Source organism: Micromonospora sp. WMMD754, assembly GCF_049315235.1.
GTDB classification, from domain to species: Bacteria; Actinomycetota; Actinomycetes; order Mycobacteriales; family Micromonosporaceae; genus Micromonospora; species Micromonospora sediminicola.
This window is the reverse complement of the sequence record NZ_CP186058.1, coordinates 1128484-1144530: the sequence shown is the minus strand read 5'-3', so window position 1 is coordinate 1144530 and position 16047 is coordinate 1128484. Positions and strand designations below refer to the sequence as shown.

Genomic DNA, 16047 nt, shown 5'->3' with positions numbered 1-16047 from the left:
TCATGGCGCGGCGCGGCGGACGACGAGGGCTCGGCCTGCTGGCCTGCGGGACACTGCTGCTGGCCGGCTGCGGATCGCCCGAGGCGGACCGGAGCGCCGCGGCGCCGACCGCGCCCGAGCCGTCGGCCACGCGCCGCTTCGCGCCCGGGGCGCCCGGCGCCGGCGACCCCTACTTCCCGGGGTACGGCAACGGGGGCTACGACGTCGCGCACTACACCGTGAAGGTGCGCTACGACCCGGACACCGACAAGCTCACCGGCACCACCACGGTGCGGGCCACCGCCACCACCGACCTGTCCACGTTCAACCTGGACCTGGCCGGGCTGACCGTCCGTTCGGTCACCGTCGACGGCGCCGCCGCCCGGCACGCCCGCGACGACGACGAGCTGGTCGTCACGCCCGCCACCGGCCTGACCTCCGGCAACGGTTTCGTGGCCGAGATCCGGTACGACGGTCGGCCGGAGGCGCTGCGCAACGAGGTGCTCGGCGAGGGCGGCTGGCTGCACACCGCGGACGGGGCGATCGCGCTCGGCCAGCCGGAGTCGGCGAGCACCTGGTACCCGGTGAACGACCACCCGTCGGACAAGGCCACCTACGACCTGGAGATCACCGTTCCCAAGGGGCTGACGGCGGTCGGCAACGGCGTGCCGAAGGGGCGGACGACCACCGGCGGCTGGACCACCTGGCGCTGGTCGGAGGGCTCGCCGATGGCGAGCTACCTGACCACTGTGGTGATCGGGAAGTTCCGCGTCACCACCGGGCAGCACAAGGGACGGCCGGTCTACAGCGCGGTCACCACCCGGGTGGCCGAGGGCGCGCCGGACCGGTCGATCGCCCGTACCGTCGAGGTCGCCGACTACCTGGAGAGCCTCTTCGGGCCGTACCCGTTCGACGCGTACGGCGGTGTGGTGGTGGCCGACGACCGGATCCGCTACGCGCTGGAGACGCAGAGCCGCCCGGTCTACTCCGCCGGCTTCTTCCGGCAGGGCGACAACACCGACGTGGTCGCGCACGAGCTGGCCCACCAGTGGTACGGCGACAGCGTGTCGCTCCAGCGCTGGCAGGACATCTGGCTCAACGAGGGGCTGGCCACGTACGCCGAGTGGCTGTGGGCCGAGCACAGCGGCTCCTCGACCGTCCAGCGCACGTTCGAGCAGCAGTACGCCAACGCCCCCGGCCAGGTCTGGCGGACGCCGCCGGGCAAGCCGGGGGTGGAGAACCTGTTCGGCCGCTCGGTCTACGACCGGGGTGGGATGACCGTGCACGCGTTGCGGGTGGCGGTGGGCGACACCGCGTTCTTCACCATCCTGCGCACCTGGGCGGCCGAGCGGAGGAACGGCAACGGCACCACCGCCGACTTCGTGGCGCTGGCCGAGCGGGTGTCGGGCAAGAAGCTCGGCAAGGTGTTCGACGCCTGGCTGTACGGGACGGAGCGGCCGGCCGCCCCGAAGCCGTTGTAGCGGCTAGGTCTTGACGCGCAGCGTCGGGTGGGCGGTCAGGAACGCCTCGGCCCGCCCGCCGCGCAGCGCGGTGAGGAACTCCCGGCCCAGCGGTCGGAGCTGCTCGCCCCGGTAGGCGCCGCCGCTGCCCACGCCGGCGCCGGGGAGCGCGACCAGGGTGAGGCGCTCCGCCGGCAGGCCACCGAGGGCGTACGCGAAGTCGACCAGCTTCCGCCCGCCCCCGACGTACACCAGGGTCTTCCCGAGCGCGGCGACGATCTGCTCGACGCGCTGCGGGTCGCGGGCGGTGCCCTGCTCGACGAGCTTGCGGGCGAGCGACCGGAGCAGTTGCTGCTGGTGCCGCTGGCGGGTGTAGTCGCCCCCGGCGGTGTAGCGCTGCCGCGCGTAGTCGAGCGCCTGCCAGCCGGTCAGGTGCCGGGTGCCCTTCTCGTAGACCATCTGCGGGCCGGTGTAGCCGCCGCCGCCCAGCGGCCGCATCGTGCCGTCCGGCCGGCGGTGCCGGGAGGCGACCCGCTGGTCGACGTAGAGGTCGACCCCGCCGAGCGTGTCCACCAGCTTGTCGAAGCCGCCGAAGGTGATCACCGCGCCGGCGTCGATGCGCAGCCCGGTGTAGCGGGAGACGGTGGTGCGCAGCAGCTCGTACCCCTGCGCGGTGCTGGGGTGCCGCTTGTCGCCCGGCACCCGGCTGCCGTAGCTCATCGCGTGGGTGAGCTTGGTCCGGCCGCCCGGGTAGCGGGCCTTGGGAAAGGCGGGGATGTCGACCACCAGGTCGCGGGGGAGCGAGAACAGGTACGCCCGGCCCAGCCCGGCGGGCACGTGCAGCACCAGCACGGCGTCGGCGTGCGGCTCCCAGCCGGGGATGCTGACCCGGGTGTCGACCCCGACGAGCATCAGGTTGAGCGGCCCGGTCAGGTCGGCGCCGGGCGGTGGTGTCGGACTGGCGGTGGTCGGGGCCGGGGTGGGTGACGCCGGCGCCGAGGTGACCGGCGCGGCGGCCCGGTCGGGGGAGCGGTGCGCCACCAGGCGGGTGGTCACCACCGCCCCGGCGGCGACCAGCAGCACCGCCACCAGGGCGGCCAGGCCCAGCAGGCGTCGTCTCGTCACGGTCTCGTCCTCTCCCCGTCGTGTTCGACGCCTCGGGGGGTGCCAGCGGTTGCAGCGGCGGGAATCCCAGCGGTCGAAGCGCTCTGCATGATCTGCGAAAAACTCTTGCTGGCGCCATAGCTACCCGTCGGTAATGATGCGTTCATGCGCTACGACGTGGTCGTCATCGGATCGGGCTTCGGCGGCAGCGTCACCGCGCTCCGGCTGGCCGAGAAGGGTTACTCGGTCGGCGTGCTGGAGGCCGGCCGACGCTTCGCCGACGAGGAGTTCCCCCGCACCTCCTGGCAGGCGCGGCGGTTCCTCTGGGCGCCGAAGCTGGGTTGTTTCGGGCTCCAGCGGATCACCCTGCTCCGCTCCGCCGACCGCAGGAGCGGTGGCGGCGTGCTGGTGCTCTCCGGCGCCGGGGTGGGCGGCGGCTCGCTCGTCTACGCGAACACGCTCTACGAACCGCTCGACGCGTTCTACGCCGACCCGCAGTGGCGCGACATCACCGACTGGCGCGACGAACTGGCCCGCCACTACGACCAGGCGAAGCGGATGCTCGGCGTCACCACGTACCCGATCGTCACCGGCGCGGACCGGGCGATGCGGGCGGTGGCCGAGCGGATGGGGGTGGCGCACACGTTCCACCCCACCCCGGTCGGCGTGCACATCGGCCGCCCCGGCCAGCGCGTGCCCGACCCGTACTTCGGCGGCGTCGGCCCCGACCGCACCGGGTGCAGCCACTGCGGCTCGTGCATGACCGGTTGCCGGCACGGCGCCAAGAACACGCTGGTCAAGAACTACCTCTGGCTGGCCGAGCGGCTCGGCGCGCAGGTGCACCCGCTGACCACGGTGACCGCCGTCCGGCCGGACCCGGCGGGCGGTTACACGGTGCACACCGAGCGCACCGGAGCCTGGCTGCGCAAGCGACGCGCGGTGATCCACGCCGACCAGGTGGTCTTCGCGGCCGGCGCGCTGGGCACCCAGCGGCTGCTGCACGAGATGCGGGCCACCGGCGCGCTGCCGGCGCTCTCACCCCGGCTCGGCGAGCTGACCCGGACCAACTCCGAGGCCATCCTCGGCGCCTCGGTGGCCTCCGGCCCGGCCCGGCGGCGCGGCCTGGACTTCTCCGAGGGGGTGGCGATCACCAGCTCGTTCCACCCCGACCCGCAGACCCACATCGAGCCGGTCCGCTACGGCAAGGGCTCCAACGCCATGGGCCTGCTCCAGTCGCTGCTGGTCGACGGCGGCCCGCGCCGGGTCCGGCGCTGGCTGGGCAGCATCGTCCGGCAGCCGGGGCTGGCGGCGCGGATGCTGTCTGTCCGCGGCTGGTCCGAGCGCACCGTCATCGCGCTGGTCATGCAGTCGGTCGACAACTCGCTGACCACCCGCTACCGGCGGGGCCGGCTGGTCTCCGGGCCCGGCCACGGCGCGCCCAACCCGACCTGGATCCCGGCCGGGAACGAGGCGGTCCGGATGCTCGCCGAGGAGATCGACGGCACCCCGGGCGGCGCGGTCACCGAGCCGTTCAACGTCCCGATGACCGCGCACATCCTCGGCGGCGCGGTGATCGGCGCCACCCCGGACGACGGCGTGGTGGACCCGTGGCACCGGGTGTACGGCCACCCGGGGCTGCACGTGGTGGACGGCGCCGCGGTCTCGGCGAACCTGGGCGTCAACCCGTCGCTGACGATCACCGCCCAGGCCGAGCGGGCGATGTCGTTCTGGCCCAACAAGGGCGAGGCGGACCCGCGGCCGGCGCTCGGCTCGGCGTACGCCCGGCTCGACCCGGTGCCACCGCGCAACCCGGCGGTCCCGGCCCACGCCCCCGCCGCGCTGCGGTGAAAGGAAGGGCCCCCTCTTAACGCCTCCGGTAGAGGCGGGGCCCCTTCTTAACACCCTGGGAGCGACGCGCCGCCGGGGCGCGTCCGCCGGGCCGGTGACTGTCGGTAGGCTTTGCGCACATGAGCACGCCTCGCCCCGTCCTCGTGGTGGACTTCGGAGCCCAGTACGCCCAGCTCATCGCGCGCCGCGTCCGCGAGGCGAGGGTCTACTCGGAGATCGTCCCGCATTCCATGCCGGTGTCCGAGATGCTGGCGAAGAACCCGGCCGCGATCATCCTGTCCGGCGGCCCGTCCAGCGTCTACGCCCCGGACGCCCCGCAGATCGACGCCGGCATGTTCGACACCGACGTGCCGGTCTTCGGCATCTGCTACGGCTTCCAGGCGATGGCCCAGGCGCTCGGCGGCACGGTCGCGCGGACCGGCAACCGCGAGTACGGCGGCACCCCGCTGCGCCCGCGCCTGACCGAGCCCGGCGTGCTGCTGCGGGACCTGCCGGCCGACCTGCCGGTGTGGATGAGCCACGGCGACTGCGTGACCGAGGCCCCGGAGGGCTTCACCGTCACCGCCGAGTCGGCGGGCGCACCGGTCGCCGCGTTCGAGGACCTGGCCGGCCGCCGGGCCGGCGTGCAGTTCCACCCCGAGGTGGGGCACACCGCGCACGGGCAGGAGATGCTGACCCGCTTCCTCTACGACATCGCCGGCGTCGCGCCGACCTGGACGCCCGAGAACATCATCGACGAGCAGGTCGCCCGGATCCGCGAGCAGATCGGCGACAAGGAGGTCATCTGCGGCCTCTCCGGCGGCGTCGACTCGGCGGTCGCCGCGGCGCTGGTCCACCGGGCCGTGGGCGACCAGCTCACCTGCGTGTTCGTCGACCACGGGCTGCTGCGGGCCGGTGAGGCCGAGCAGGTGGAGAAGGACTACGTCGCGGCGACCGGCATCAAGCTCAAGGTGGTCGACGCGCGGGAGCGGTTCCTCGGCGCGCTCGCCGGGGTGACCGATCCGGAACAGAAGCGCAAGATCATCGGCCGGGAGTTCATCCGGGTCTTCGAGGCCGCCGCCCGGGAGATCGCCGCGCACGGCGACGTCGAGTTCCTGGTGCAGGGCACCCTCTACCCGGACGTGGTGGAGTCCGGCGGTGGTACCGGCACCGCCAACATCAAGAGCCACCACAACGTCGGCGGCCTGCCCGAGGACCTGAAGTTCTCCCTGGTCGAGCCGTTGCGCACGCTGTTCAAGGACGAGGTCCGCACGATCGGGCTGGAGCTGGGGCTGCCCGAGGCGATGGTGTGGCGGCACCCGTTCCCCGGCCCGGGCCTGGCCATCCGGATCATCGGCGCGGTCGACGAGGAGCGCCTCGCCGTGCTCCGCCGGGCCGACCTGATCGCCCGGCAGGAGCTGACCGCGGCCGGCCTGGACCGGGGCGTCTGGCAGTTCCCGGTGGTGTTGCTGGCCGACGTCCGCAGCGTGGGCGTGCAGGGCGACGGGCGCACCTACGGCCATCCGGTGGTGCTGCGCCCGGTCTCCAGCGAGGACGCGATGACCGCCGACTGGTCCCGGCTGCCCTACGACGTGGTGGCCCGGATCTCCACCCGGATCACCAACGAGGTCGCCGAGGTCAACCGCGTGGTCCTGGACGTGACCAGCAAGCCGCCGGGCACCATCGAGTGGGAGTGACGCCGGGTCAGGCGGCGGGCGGCGGCCCGGCCTGCGGCCCCGGCCCGGCCGGCGGGACCGGCGGCCAGCCGGGCGCGGTGCCCGGCGGGTGCGGCCAGGCGGGCGCGCCGGCCGGCTCCTCGGGCATCAGGAACCACATCACCGGGTACGCGAGCGCGGCCAGCCCGCCGGTGAGCACGGTGGCGGTCGCGAAGACCACCCGGACCAGGGTGGGGTCGAGCGCGAAGTAGCGGCCGAGGCCGCTGGCCACACCGGCGATCATGCGGTCGCTGACCGGCCGGCGGAGCTGCTTGTACGGGGCCTGGGAGGGGTTCGTGGAGGTCATGTCTCCACGGTCCCGCGCCGGTCGGCGGGCGACCTCGGTGACCGCCCGGACGCCTACCCTGATCCGTCCCTGAGGCGCCAGCGGAGAGTCAGGAATCTGACTCTTTTCGATGGAGGTAACCCGGGCCGGGGAGAATTTGCTCCCGTGACCACCTCGCTGGAGCCGCTGCGCAGGATCGCGGCATACGCAGTTTGTGCTGATTCAAACGGCCGAGTGTTGCTGGTCCGCGCATCGGAGCGCTCCGGCACCCCCGGCACCTGGTCGCTCCCCGGAGGAGCGGTCGACCACGGTGAGGACCCGAAGCACACGGTCGTACGGGAGACCGCGGCCGAGACCGGGCTCTCGGTCGCCGTCGCCACGCTCCAGGACGTGCTCGCCGACATGCGGGCGCTGCCCGAGCGGCGCATCACGATCCACACCGACCGGCTGCTCTACACCGTGTCGGTCCGGGGCGGGACGCTGACCGAGCGGGTCGACCGCCCCACCGACCTGGCCCGCTGGTTCACCCTCGACGAGGCCCGGGAGCTGCCGCTGCGGTCGTTCACCGCACGCGCCCTGGGCCTGCCCACCTCCACCGACGACATCGTGCCGGAGGAGGTCCCCGAGTTTCCCTCGTTCTACGCCGTCCCCGGCCCCGACGGGCTGCACCGGGCGCAGCGCTTCGCCGCGTACGCCGTGGTCACCGACCCGGAGGAGCGGGTGCTGCTGACCCGGGTGTCCGACGGCTACCCGGGCGCCGGCTGCTGGCACCTGCCCGGTGGCGGCACCGACTACGGCGAGCAGCCGGGCGCCGCGCTGATCCGGGAGCTGGTCGAGGAGACCGGGCAGACCGGCCGCCTGGTCGAGCTGCTCGGGGTGGCCAGCCACCGCGACGCCGCCTCGCTCGGTCCGGAGGGCTACCCGATCGACTGGCACGGCGTGCGCGCCTTCTACCGGGTGGTGGTCGACCAGCCCGCGCCGCCCACCGTCACGGACGTCGGCGGCTCGACCTGCGAGGCCCGCTGGTTCCGCCGGGAGGAGCTCGGCGCCCTCCCCACCGACCGCCTCACCGAGGTCACGGCCGAAGCGGTCCAGGCCGCCCACCTTCTCTGACCCCCCACCCCGGCCCGTACCCACGGGCCCCACCCCGGCGATCATGAAGTTGACGGCGCGAAATGTCCGTCTCGGTACCGCTAACCTCATGATCGACGGAGTGGTACGGCCGGACGGGGTGGGTGCGGGGTGCGGGAAGAGCGGCGGGTCGGGGCGTACGGGGTGCTGCGGGGCTCCGACGGACGGGTGCTGTTGGCGCGCGGGGCGGCCGGATGCCCCTGTCCGGGGGTGTGGCAGCTGCCCGGCGGCGGGGTCGAGCACGCGGAGCACCCGGCCGACGCCGTGGTACGCGAGTTCGCCGAGGAGACCGGGCTGAGCGTGGTGGTCGCCGGGATCCGGGCCGCCGTCGCCGACGTGTCCGTCTTCCGGGACGAGGGCGTCGCGCTGCACACCGACCGGCTGATCTTCGACGTCGAGGCCCGGGGCGGTCGGCTGCGTCCCGAACCGGGCGGCGGCACCGACGAGGTGGGCTGGCACACCCCCGGGGAGGCCGCGACCCGGCCGTTGATGCCGTTCACCGCCGAGCTGCTCGGCCTGCCGGTGACGCCGCTGCCGGCCGACCTGCCCCGGGCCCGGCCCGCCGAGCCGGCCGGTCCGACCACCGACCGCCGGCAGCGTTTCGCCGCGTACGGGCTGGTCACCGATCCGACCGACCGGGTGCTGCTCACCATGATCGCGGACGGCTACCCGGGCGCCGGGCGGTGGCACCTGCCCGGTGGTGGCACCGACCACGGTGAGCAGCCGGCCGCCGGGCTGCTGCGGGAACTGGTCGAGGAGGCCGGGCAGCTGGGGCGGGTGGTCGACCTGCTGGCAGTGGACAACCTGCACAATCCGGGCGCCCTCGGCCCGGAACGCCGCCCACTGGACTGGCACGGCATCCGGGTGATCTACCGGGTACGCGTGGACGCGCCGACCGAGGCGGTGGTGACCGAGCAGGCGGGTGGTTCCACCGCCCGGGCCGCCTGGTTCGCGCCGGCCGAGGTCGCCGCCCTGCGGATGACCGACGTGGCGGCCCGGGCCACCGGACGGCGAGTGAGCTGAACCGCTCGCCGAGCCGGCCTGGGCCACCTCCGGTACAGTCGGGAGTTGGGATTGGTCGACGAAAACGGGCGTTGAGGCCCGAGATGGGAATAAGTGAGCGGTTCGCGCGGTTAAGGGAGTTATAAGTACCGCCGGCAGCTATCGCCAAGCCCCTATCCCCTGTGCAATGGTGTACTCCGCAAATGGGCTGCCGGGCCCGAAAGGTCCGGCACGAGACAGCCGGACACCCGCCCCGACGTGGGCGGTCAGCCGATCCGGTGATGGAGGAAACGTGCCGAGAGCCCCATGGCGCCGGCGTCGTACGACTGACAGTCCGCGCCCCGCAGGGCGTCGCTGGGCGGGCCGGTTGCGCCGCAGCAGCACGTTCGCCCGCCAGGTGCTGCTGGTCCGGGTGGGCCGCCGTGACGGCGCCCCCGGGACCGACCTGGTCACCCCCGACCACCGCTACGCCGACCGCCAGCGGCTCCGCTACGGCCGGCTCGACGCCGAGATCGAGGCGGTACGCCCGATCAGCCCGGTGCTCGTCCCGGCCGTGCCGGTCGACGAGTCCCCGGCGATGTCCATCCCGCTCCTGCCCGGCGAGCGCACCGCCGCCCGCCGCGCCAAGTTCGCGCTGGTCAACGCCTGCACCCTGAGCAGCCTCATGCTCGGCATGCTGGCCATCTTCCTGGCCATGCAGGGCGAGGTGCGGATCGCCGCCGTCTGCCTGATCGCGTGCGTCGCGTTCGACGGCCTCGACGGCGCCCTGGCCCGCAAGCTCGGCGTGGCCAGCCCGTTCGGCGCGCAGATGGACTCGCTGGCCGACATGTGCTCGTTCGGCCTCGCCGCGCCGGTGGTGGTCTACGCCTCGCTGGCCGGCTCGGTGCCCCCGGCCGCCGCCGCGGTCGCCTGTGCCCTGGTCGCGGCGTGCGCGGCGATCCGGCTCGCCCGCTTCAACGTCTCGCCCAAGGACGGCCGCTTCTTCTGCGGCGTGCCGACCACCATGGCGGCGGCGGTGCTCGCCCTGACCGTGGCGATCGGCGTGCCGGTCTCCGGTCTGGTCATGGTCGCCGGCGTGGCGCTGCTCGCCTTCGCCATGGTGTCGAGCTTCCCCTACGCCAAGCTCGCCCGGCTGCTGAAGCTGCCGCCGTGGCTCTGGCTGGCCCCGGTGGTCGGCGCGCTCGTCGACATCCGGCTCACCTTCGCCCTCGTGGTGGTGGGCTACCTGGTCAGCGGCCCGCTGCTCTGGCTGCACCAGCGCCGGGCCGCCTGACCCGGACCCGTACGACAGAAGGGGCGCCGCGCATCGCGCGGCGCCCCTTCCCGCGTTCTCGCGGTCAGCGCCAGCGGGCGATGACCGTGCTGCCACCGACCACCTTGTCGCCCGGCCCGACCAGCGGGTCCGCGGCGTCGGCCGGCAGGTAGACGTCGGTCCGCGAGCCGAAGCGGATCAGGCCGAAGCGCTCGCCCCGGGCCAGCAGCGAGCCGACCGGCGCCCGCTGCACGATCCGGCGGGCGATCAGCCCGGTGCGCTGGGCCACCACCACCGTGCCGTGGTCGGTGTCCAGCACCGTGTACGCCGCCACGTTGTGCTCGGCGTCCGGCTTCATGGCGTTGACGAACCCGCCGTCGGCGACGAAGTAGTCGATCACCTTGCCGGCCACCGGCGCGCGGTTGACGTGCACGTCCAGCACCGACAGGAACACCGCGATCCGCAGCCACTCGCCGTCGCCGAAACGCTCGTCCTGCAACCGCTGCACGGAGAGGACCTGGCCGTCCGCGGACGCGACCACCGCCGACGGGTCCTCCGGGACGTCCCGCTCCGGGTCCCGGAAGAACGCGGCCACCGGGGCGGCGGCCAGCGCCGGCAGCAGCCAGAGCCGCGACTTCGGCCGGGCGGCCCGGGCCAGGGCGGCCAGGCCGAGCGTGATGCCGGCGGCGGCCACGCCGTTGGAGTCGATGTGCATCTGCCGGGTCAGCGGCACGCTCGACGGTCGGTACGCCGGCGACAGCGAGGCTGCCAGCGCGGCCGGCGCCGGGGTGAAGCGCAGGTGGTGCACGCGTACCGGCGGGGAGTTGCGCAGCACCACGTCGGTGCGGACGCCGTGCAGCACGCCCTGCCGGTCCAGCTCGGCGCCCGCGCCCTCGGTGCGGAACAGCGGCGCGGCGACGCTCAGCACCGCCCCGTCGGCCAGGTACTTCGACAGCCCGTCGACCGCGGCGCGGGCCTCCTCGGCGGTCCCGGTGAACGGCTCGGCGACGACGACCGCCGCCGCGGCGTCCGCCTCGGCGAGGGCGTCGACGACGCGTACCCGGTCGGCGACCCAGCGGCCCTGGGCCGTCACGTGCTCCCGCAGCGCGGCCGCCGCGGCGCCCTCCGCCGGCACCACGACGAGCCGGTCGCCGGGGAGCAGCGCCTCGATCGCCGCGGCCAGCACCGCGGACTCCGGGGTCGCGCCGACCAGCAGGCCGGCCTTGGGGTCGTTACGCCGGGCGAACTCGCTGACGAGCGTACGGGCGGCGCGCTCGCCGATGCGGACCGCACCGGACGGAGCGGTGACGCGAACGGCGGGGGACTGGGTCATGTCTGACGAGCTCCTGACGAGTGAGAGACGGACGGGGACCGCCTCGGCGGCGGCCTACCGGCCGGGGAGCGCCCTGCGTGGTCGGGGTGGCGGGGCCGGCCGGCGGAGGCGGGATCTCCACCGACCAGCATAGGCCGCGTCGTCGCGCCGCCGCACCGGCGCGGTCGGGCCGTCACCCGGCCCGGCCCGCCCGCGATCCGTCGTCGTCACCCGGGTCGAGCGGTGGCAGCTCGCGGGTGGCCGGTTCGGCCCGGCCCGCGGGCCCGCCGGTGCCCAGCTCCTCGGTCGCCGGCTCGGCCGGTGACCGGAGCGGTTCCGGGTCGGCGGGCCGGTCCCCCCACGCCGGGGGTTCCGGGTCGGCGGGCCGGTCCTCCGACGCCGGCGTCGGCACGTCGGTCGTCGCGTCGGTGGGCCACTCGTCGGCCTCCGCGGGCACCGCCCGGTCGCCTGCCGGGACGCCGTCGCGGTACGGCGCGGACACCGTCGTCTCCGGTCCCTCGGCCGGGCCCGCCTGGTCGGACTGGTCCGCCCGGTCCGGCCCGCGACCCGAGCGCAACGCCCCGACCAGCCCGAGCAGTCCGATCAGGACCAGCCCGCCGGCGAGGAACCAACCGACCGGCGGAACGGCCAGCCCGAGGATCCGGGCCAGCAGCCACCAGAGGGCCAGCCCGAGGAAGACGAGCCCGAAGGCGAACGACACGACGTCGGTGCGGTGGGCCTTCACCGGGTCACCTCCAGGTTTCCGGCGTTCACGTGGACGTAGAGACGCAGCTTGCCGCCGCCGGGGCCGTCCGCGCCGGCGTCGGTGCTCTCCCAGTGGCGGCCGTTGAGCCCGCCGGTGCGCCGGCCGAAGACCGTTGCCTCACCGGCATTGACGTCCGCCACCGTGGTCACGTCCACGTCCGGCGGCACGACCACTGTCGCGTTGCCGAGGTTCACGTCGACGGTCACCTGGACGTCCTGCTCGTCGAAGTCGATGGCGCGCAGGTCGAGCACCGCGTCACCGAGGTTGTTCTCGTACCGGTTGGCCAGGTCGCGCCGGTCGGTGGGGGCCCAGGTGACGTTTCCGTCGATGCCGCGGACCCGGTCGTAGGACTCGGCGACGGTGGCGACGCCGAGCGCCGCCGCCGTGACCAGACCGAGAGCGATCAGCCACCGGGCCCGGCCGAACCAGGTGCCCACGAGCAGCCCGAGGCCGATGGTGGCCAACACCGCGGCGAAGTAGCCGGCCGCGCCGACCGGGAAGACGTCGAGCAGGTCGAGCATCGCCACCAGGCCCAGCGCCAGGAAGATCAGCGAGAACGTGATCGCGCCGAGGGCCGAGCGCTCCTTCGGCCGCTTCGGCGGTCGCGGCGGTCGGACCGGTGCCGGGGAGGGGCGCGATCCGGCGTACGGGCCGTGCGGGGCGAACGGCGGGCGGTAGCCCCCCGGTGGCGGGGGCGCTCCCACCGGAGCCGGCGGTGGCACGGCCGCCGGGTCGCCGAGCGGGCCGCCCGTGGTGGGCGCGACCGGCCACGTCGGGGCCGCGCCGGAGACCGGCGGGGTGACCGCGGGAAGCGCGGCGGTCACCGGCTCGGGCCGGACCGGTCGGGCGCCGGCCGCGGCGGGCCAGCCCGGAGCGGACAACGGCGTGGCCGGGTAGCCCGGCTCGACCGGGGTGGGCGGGAGACCCGACCCGACCGGCGTGGCCGGGTAGCCCGGCGGCTCGGGCCAGGCGGACGGCGCGGGTGGGTAGCCCGGCTCGGCCGGGGTGGCCGGCGGGTAGCCCGGTTCGGGGTGGGCCCCGGTCACCGACGGGCCGGTGGCGGTCGGTGGCGTGCCCTCGACCGGTCCGTGCGACGCGACCGAGGGGGAAGGTCCGCCGGCCCACGGCACGCCCGGGGCGGCGGACCCGGCCCAGGACCCGGGGGCCGGGCCGGCGGGGGAGGGCGCCGGCCAGGCCACCGGTGGCACCGGGCCCGGCGCCGGCCCGGGCGCGGGCGTGCCCGTCCGGCCCGCCGGGTCGCGGGGCTCGCGGTTGAGCAGCAGCGCGCCGCCGACCAGGATCACCGCACCGAGCAGGATGGCCCGGAAGCCGTCGGTGACGACGTAGGCGAAGCCGACCGCGACCACGAGGCCGAGCACGATCACGGTGATCGGGGACATGCTGGAGCGCCCCCGGCCGAGCATCGACTCCACCGGCGAGGCGGTGTCCCCCTCGCCGGGGATGATCAGCCACGCGGCGACGTAGACGAGGATGCCGATGCCGCCGAAGAAGCCGAGCACGGCCAACAGGACGCGCCACAGCACCGGGTCGGTGTTCGTGGCCCGGCCGATGGCCGCGCAGACGCCGGCCAGGTAGCGGCCCTCCCGGGGGCGGACCAGCCCGTACCGGGTGGTGAAGCCGGCCGCACCGGGCGGTGGGGCGTACCCACCGGGTGGTGGATCGGCGAACGGCGCGCCGCCCGGCGGCGGGGTCGCGTCGTCGGCGGCGGATGCCGACCCCGGCGGGGGCGGCGGCGGATCGTCCTGTGCTGCCGCCCAGGGGCGGGGCGGACGGGCAGCGTCCTCGGTCATGACTCCGATACTGCTGCCCCGGCCGCCCGGCCGACCTCAGGACCCGACCCTGACCCCACCCTGAGATCCGCCGATGGTGAATGTCCGGGGCGTCCCCGTGGTCCGGGGCGTTCCCGCCGTGTGACGATCGGGTCGTCGGCGGTCGCCGGCATCTCGCGCCGACCCGGGAGCCTCCCATCAGCAGCACCGTCACGCCCCACCCGCCGCGCCTCTACCGGGCCACCGAGCACCGGTTGGCCGCCGGAGTGGCCGCCGGCATCGCCGACCACCTGGGCATCCCGGTGCTGCGGGTGCGGATGGCGTTCATGGTCCTGCTCGGGCTCAGCGGTCTCGGGCTGCTGCTCTACGCCGCCTTCTGGGCGGTGGTCCCGCCCCGCCCCGGCGACACCGCCGCTCCGCCCCGCCGCGACCTCACCCAACTGCTGCCGTTCGTGGCGATCGGGCTGGGCGTGCTGCTGTTGCAGGTGTTCGCCTTCAACTCGGTGGGCGCCGCCGGGACCGCCGGCTGGCTGGTGGCGATCATCGCGGTCGGCGCCGGCGTCATCTGGCACCAGTCCGGGCCGGAGCGCCGCCGGCAGTGGGGCGACTCGGCCGTGCCCTGGCTGGGCGCCGTGGTGGAGGAGAGCGACCGGCGGGCGTTCGTGCTCCGCTTCATCGGCGGCGGCGTGCTCGTCGCGGTCGGCATCATCGGCGTGGCCGCGGTCTACTCGCCGGCACAGAACTTCGACGCGGTGCTCAACGGCGTCATCTTCGCCCTGGTCGGGCTCGCCGGAGTGGGCGTGGTGACCGGCCCGGTGCTCTGGCGCACCTGGAACCAGCTCCGGTCGGAGCGGGAGGGGCGGATCCGCGAGCAGGAGCGCGCCGAACTGGCCGCCATGGTGCACGACCAGGTGCTGCACACGCTCGCCCTGATCCAGCGCAACGCCGGCGACGTCAAGACGGTGCAGCGGCTGGCCCGGGGCCAGGAACGGTCGTTGCGCAACTGGCTCTACAAGCCGACCGCCTCGCCGACCGAGCGGTTCGCGGCCGCCCTGGAGCAGGCCGCGGCGGAGGTGGAGGACACGTTCGCCATCACCGTGGAGGCGGTGGTGGTCGGTGACCGCGAGACCGACGAGCGGGTCGGGGCGCTGGTCGCCGCCGCCCGGGAGGCGCTGGTCAACGCGGCCCGGCACGCCGGGGTGCAGACCGTGTCGCTCTACGCCGAGGTCGAGCCGGAGCAGGTCAGCGTCTTCGTCCGGGACCGGGGCAAGGGCTTCGACCCGGATACGGTGGAGAATCACCGGCACGGCGTCCGAGGCTCGATCATCGGACGGATGAAGCGGCACGGCGGCCGGGCGGAGATCCGGTCCGAGCCCGGAGAGGGGACCGAGGTCCGGCTGATCCTGCCGATCAGCGGCTCCGGCGCCACCACGGAAAGGGACAGGTGACCATGTCCGAGCAGGAACCGTTCGAGGGCGCGACGCCGCGGGGTCCGCTGCGGGTGTTCCTCGTCGACGACCACGCCATGTTCCGCGCCGGCGTCCGCGCCGAGCTGGGCGCGCGGGTCGACGTGGTGGGCGAGGCCAGTTCGGTGGCCGAGGCGGTGACCCGGATCGCGGCGACCCAGCCGGACGTGGTGCTGCTCGACGTGCACATGCCGGACGGCGGTGGCCGGGCCGTGCTGGAGGCGATGCGGCGGACCCACCCGCAGGTGAAGTTCCTGGCGTTGAGCGTGTCCGACGCTGCCGAGGACGTGATCGGCCTGATCCGGGCGGGTGCCCGGGGCTACGTCACGAAGACCATCTCGCCCGAGGAGCTGACCGACGCGATCCGTCGGGTGGCCGACGGCGACGCCGTGTTCAGCCCGCGGCTGGCCGGGTTCGTGCTGGACGCGTTCGCGTCCCGGCCGGACGCGCCGGTCGCCGATCCCGAGCTGGACCAGCTCACCAACCGGGAGCGCGAGGTGCTCCGGCTGCTCGCCCGGGGCTACGCGTACAAGGAGATCGCCAAGGAGCTGTTCATCTCGATCAAGACGGTCGAGACGCACGTCTCCAACGTGCTGCGCAAGCTCCAGATGTCGAACCGGTACGAGTTGTCCCGCTGGGCCGCCGACCGTCGGCTGGTCTGACCCCGGCCGACCGGGTCACCTCGGCACCCTCGTCCGGCCGGTCGGCCGTGGCGTACGGCCGGCCGAGGCCGGCATCGTCCGGATGGTCAGAACCGCGAGCGTCCGTCGCGTACCGGCGTGGGCGGGGCGCATCTCACAGCGCCGGACGTACGGGGTGGTCCCGGCAGGTCTGGGCACGTCCTTCCTGTTCAGAGCCGTGCGATCGGTGACGTTTGTGATCTTTTCTCAAGTATCGGCAACGTGGCGGGCAACTAACGGCTTGATAACGGCACCTTCACGGAAAGGGCCGGTGGGT

At 74.6% G+C, this 16047-nt stretch carries 12 protein-coding genes and 1 pseudogene; 8 read left to right on the top strand and 5 right to left on the bottom strand.

All coding sequences use genetic code 11. From position 1 onward, the window contains the following. The first annotated feature begins 2 nt into the window (after positions 1–2). The gene (locus ACN27B_RS05340; protein ID WP_422743744.1) at positions 3–1460 is read left to right on the top strand and encodes a M1 family metallopeptidase; all 1458 of its coding nucleotides are present in this window, start codon (positions 3–5) and stop codon (positions 1458–1460) included. Between the two features lie 3 nt (positions 1461–1463). Here ACN27B_RS05340 and ACN27B_RS05335 read toward each other — a convergent pair whose 3' ends face one another. After that, on the bottom strand, positions 1464–2564 hold the full coding sequence (locus ACN27B_RS05335) for an LCP family protein (RefSeq protein WP_422743742.1): 1101 nt from the start codon (positions 2562–2564) through the stop codon (positions 1464–1466). A gap of 144 nt (positions 2565–2708) precedes the next feature. On the opposite strand from ACN27B_RS05335, the gene ACN27B_RS05330 reads away from it, so the two are divergent. Together ACN27B_RS05330 and guaA are read left to right on the top strand one after the other, a co-directional pair. Further along, the gene (locus tag ACN27B_RS05330; protein WP_422743740.1) at positions 2709–4391 is read left to right on the top strand and encodes an FAD-dependent oxidoreductase; all 1683 of its coding nucleotides are present in this window, start codon (positions 2709–2711) and stop codon (positions 4389–4391) included. A 119-nt stretch (positions 4392–4510) separates the two neighbouring features. After that, positions 4511–6067 (top strand): glutamine-hydrolyzing GMP synthase, encoded by a 1557-nt coding sequence (gene guaA / locus ACN27B_RS05325; RefSeq protein WP_091570365.1) that lies wholly within the window; start codon positions 4511–4513, stop codon positions 6065–6067. Between the two features lie 7 nt (positions 6068–6074). Here guaA and ACN27B_RS05320 read toward each other — a convergent pair whose 3' ends face one another. Beyond that, entirely contained in the window at positions 6075–6392 is a 318-nt protein-coding gene (locus ACN27B_RS05320) for a PspC domain-containing protein (RefSeq protein ID WP_091570370.1), read from the bottom strand. Positions 6393–6536: 144 nt separating this feature from the next. Between ACN27B_RS05320 and ACN27B_RS05315 the strand changes: the two genes are divergently transcribed. The 3 genes from ACN27B_RS05315 to ACN27B_RS05305 all read left to right on the top strand — a co-directional run bounded on the left by ACN27B_RS05315 (position 6537) and on the right by ACN27B_RS05305 (position 9777). After that, positions 6537–7484: an NUDIX hydrolase gene (locus ACN27B_RS05315; RefSeq protein ID WP_099163693.1), complete on the top strand. Its 948-nt coding sequence runs from the start codon at positions 6537–6539 to the stop codon at positions 7482–7484. Between the two features lie 129 nt (positions 7485–7613). Next, positions 7614–8525 carry an NUDIX hydrolase gene (locus ACN27B_RS05310; RefSeq protein ID WP_099163694.1) on the top strand — a complete coding sequence of 304 codons (912 nt, stop codon included), beginning with the start codon at positions 7614–7616 and terminating at the stop codon, positions 8523–8525. Between the two features lie 346 nt (positions 8526–8871). Beyond that, positions 8872–9777 carry a CDP-alcohol phosphatidyltransferase family protein gene (locus tag ACN27B_RS05305; protein WP_091570384.1) on the top strand — a complete coding sequence of 302 codons (906 nt, stop codon included), beginning with the start codon at positions 8872–8874 and terminating at the stop codon, positions 9775–9777. A gap of 64 nt (positions 9778–9841) precedes the next feature. Here the strand turns inward: ACN27B_RS05305 and ACN27B_RS05300 are convergent, their stop codons facing one another. The 3 genes and pseudogenes from ACN27B_RS05300 to ACN27B_RS05290 form a co-directional block, all read right to left on the bottom strand. Then, positions 9842–11089 (bottom strand): phosphatidylserine decarboxylase, encoded by a 1248-nt coding sequence (locus tag ACN27B_RS05300; protein WP_091570386.1) that lies wholly within the window; start codon positions 11087–11089, stop codon positions 9842–9844. A 505-nt stretch (positions 11090–11594) separates the two neighbouring features. Next, positions 11595–11813, bottom strand: a pseudogene (locus ACN27B_RS05295) (hypothetical protein); the annotation flags it as partial. Further along, complete coding sequence (locus tag ACN27B_RS05290) at positions 11810–13645, bottom strand: PspC domain-containing protein (RefSeq protein WP_422743736.1); 1836 nt, start codon at positions 13643–13645, stop codon at positions 11810–11812. The pseudogene ACN27B_RS05295 and the gene ACN27B_RS05290, both read right to left, overlap by 4 nt. 176 nt (positions 13646–13821) lie before the next feature. Between ACN27B_RS05290 and ACN27B_RS05285 the strand changes: the two genes are divergently transcribed. After that, positions 13822–15072, top strand: coding sequence for an ATP-binding protein (locus ACN27B_RS05285; RefSeq protein ID WP_091576960.1), 1251 nt, complete (start codon positions 13822–13824; stop codon positions 15070–15072). 2 nt (positions 15073–15074) lie between these two features. Beyond that, complete coding sequence (locus ACN27B_RS05280) at positions 15075–15752, top strand: response regulator (RefSeq protein ID WP_422743734.1); 678 nt, start codon at positions 15075–15077, stop codon at positions 15750–15752. The last annotated feature ends 295 nt before the right edge of the window (positions 15753–16047 follow it).

What these genes read in the sequence shown, in the direction of transcription:
- ACN27B_RS05340 (WP_422743744.1), top strand. Translation starts at nt 3, where the DNA reads ATGGCGCGGCGCGGCGGACGACGAGGGCTCGGCCTGCTGGCCTGCGGG.
- ACN27B_RS05330 (WP_422743740.1), top strand. Translation starts at nt 2,709, where the DNA reads ATGCGCTACGACGTGGTCGTCATCGGATCGGGCTTCGGCGGCAGCGTC.
- guaA (WP_091570365.1), top strand. Translation starts at nt 4,511, where the DNA reads ATGAGCACGCCTCGCCCCGTCCTCGTGGTGGACTTCGGAGCCCAGTAC.
- ACN27B_RS05320 (WP_091570370.1), bottom strand. Translation starts at nt 6,392, where the DNA reads ATGACCTCCACGAACCCCTCCCAGGCCCCGTACAAGCAGCTCCGCCGG.
- ACN27B_RS05300 (WP_091570386.1), bottom strand. Translation starts at nt 11,089, where the DNA reads ATGACCCAGTCCCCCGCCGTTCGCGTCACCGCTCCGTCCGGTGCGGTC.
- ACN27B_RS05290 (WP_422743736.1), bottom strand. Translation starts at nt 13,645, where the DNA reads ATGACCGAGGACGCTGCCCGTCCGCCCCGCCCCTGGGCGGCAGCACAG.
- ACN27B_RS05280 (WP_422743734.1), top strand. Translation starts at nt 15,075, where the DNA reads ATGTCCGAGCAGGAACCGTTCGAGGGCGCGACGCCGCGGGGTCCGCTG.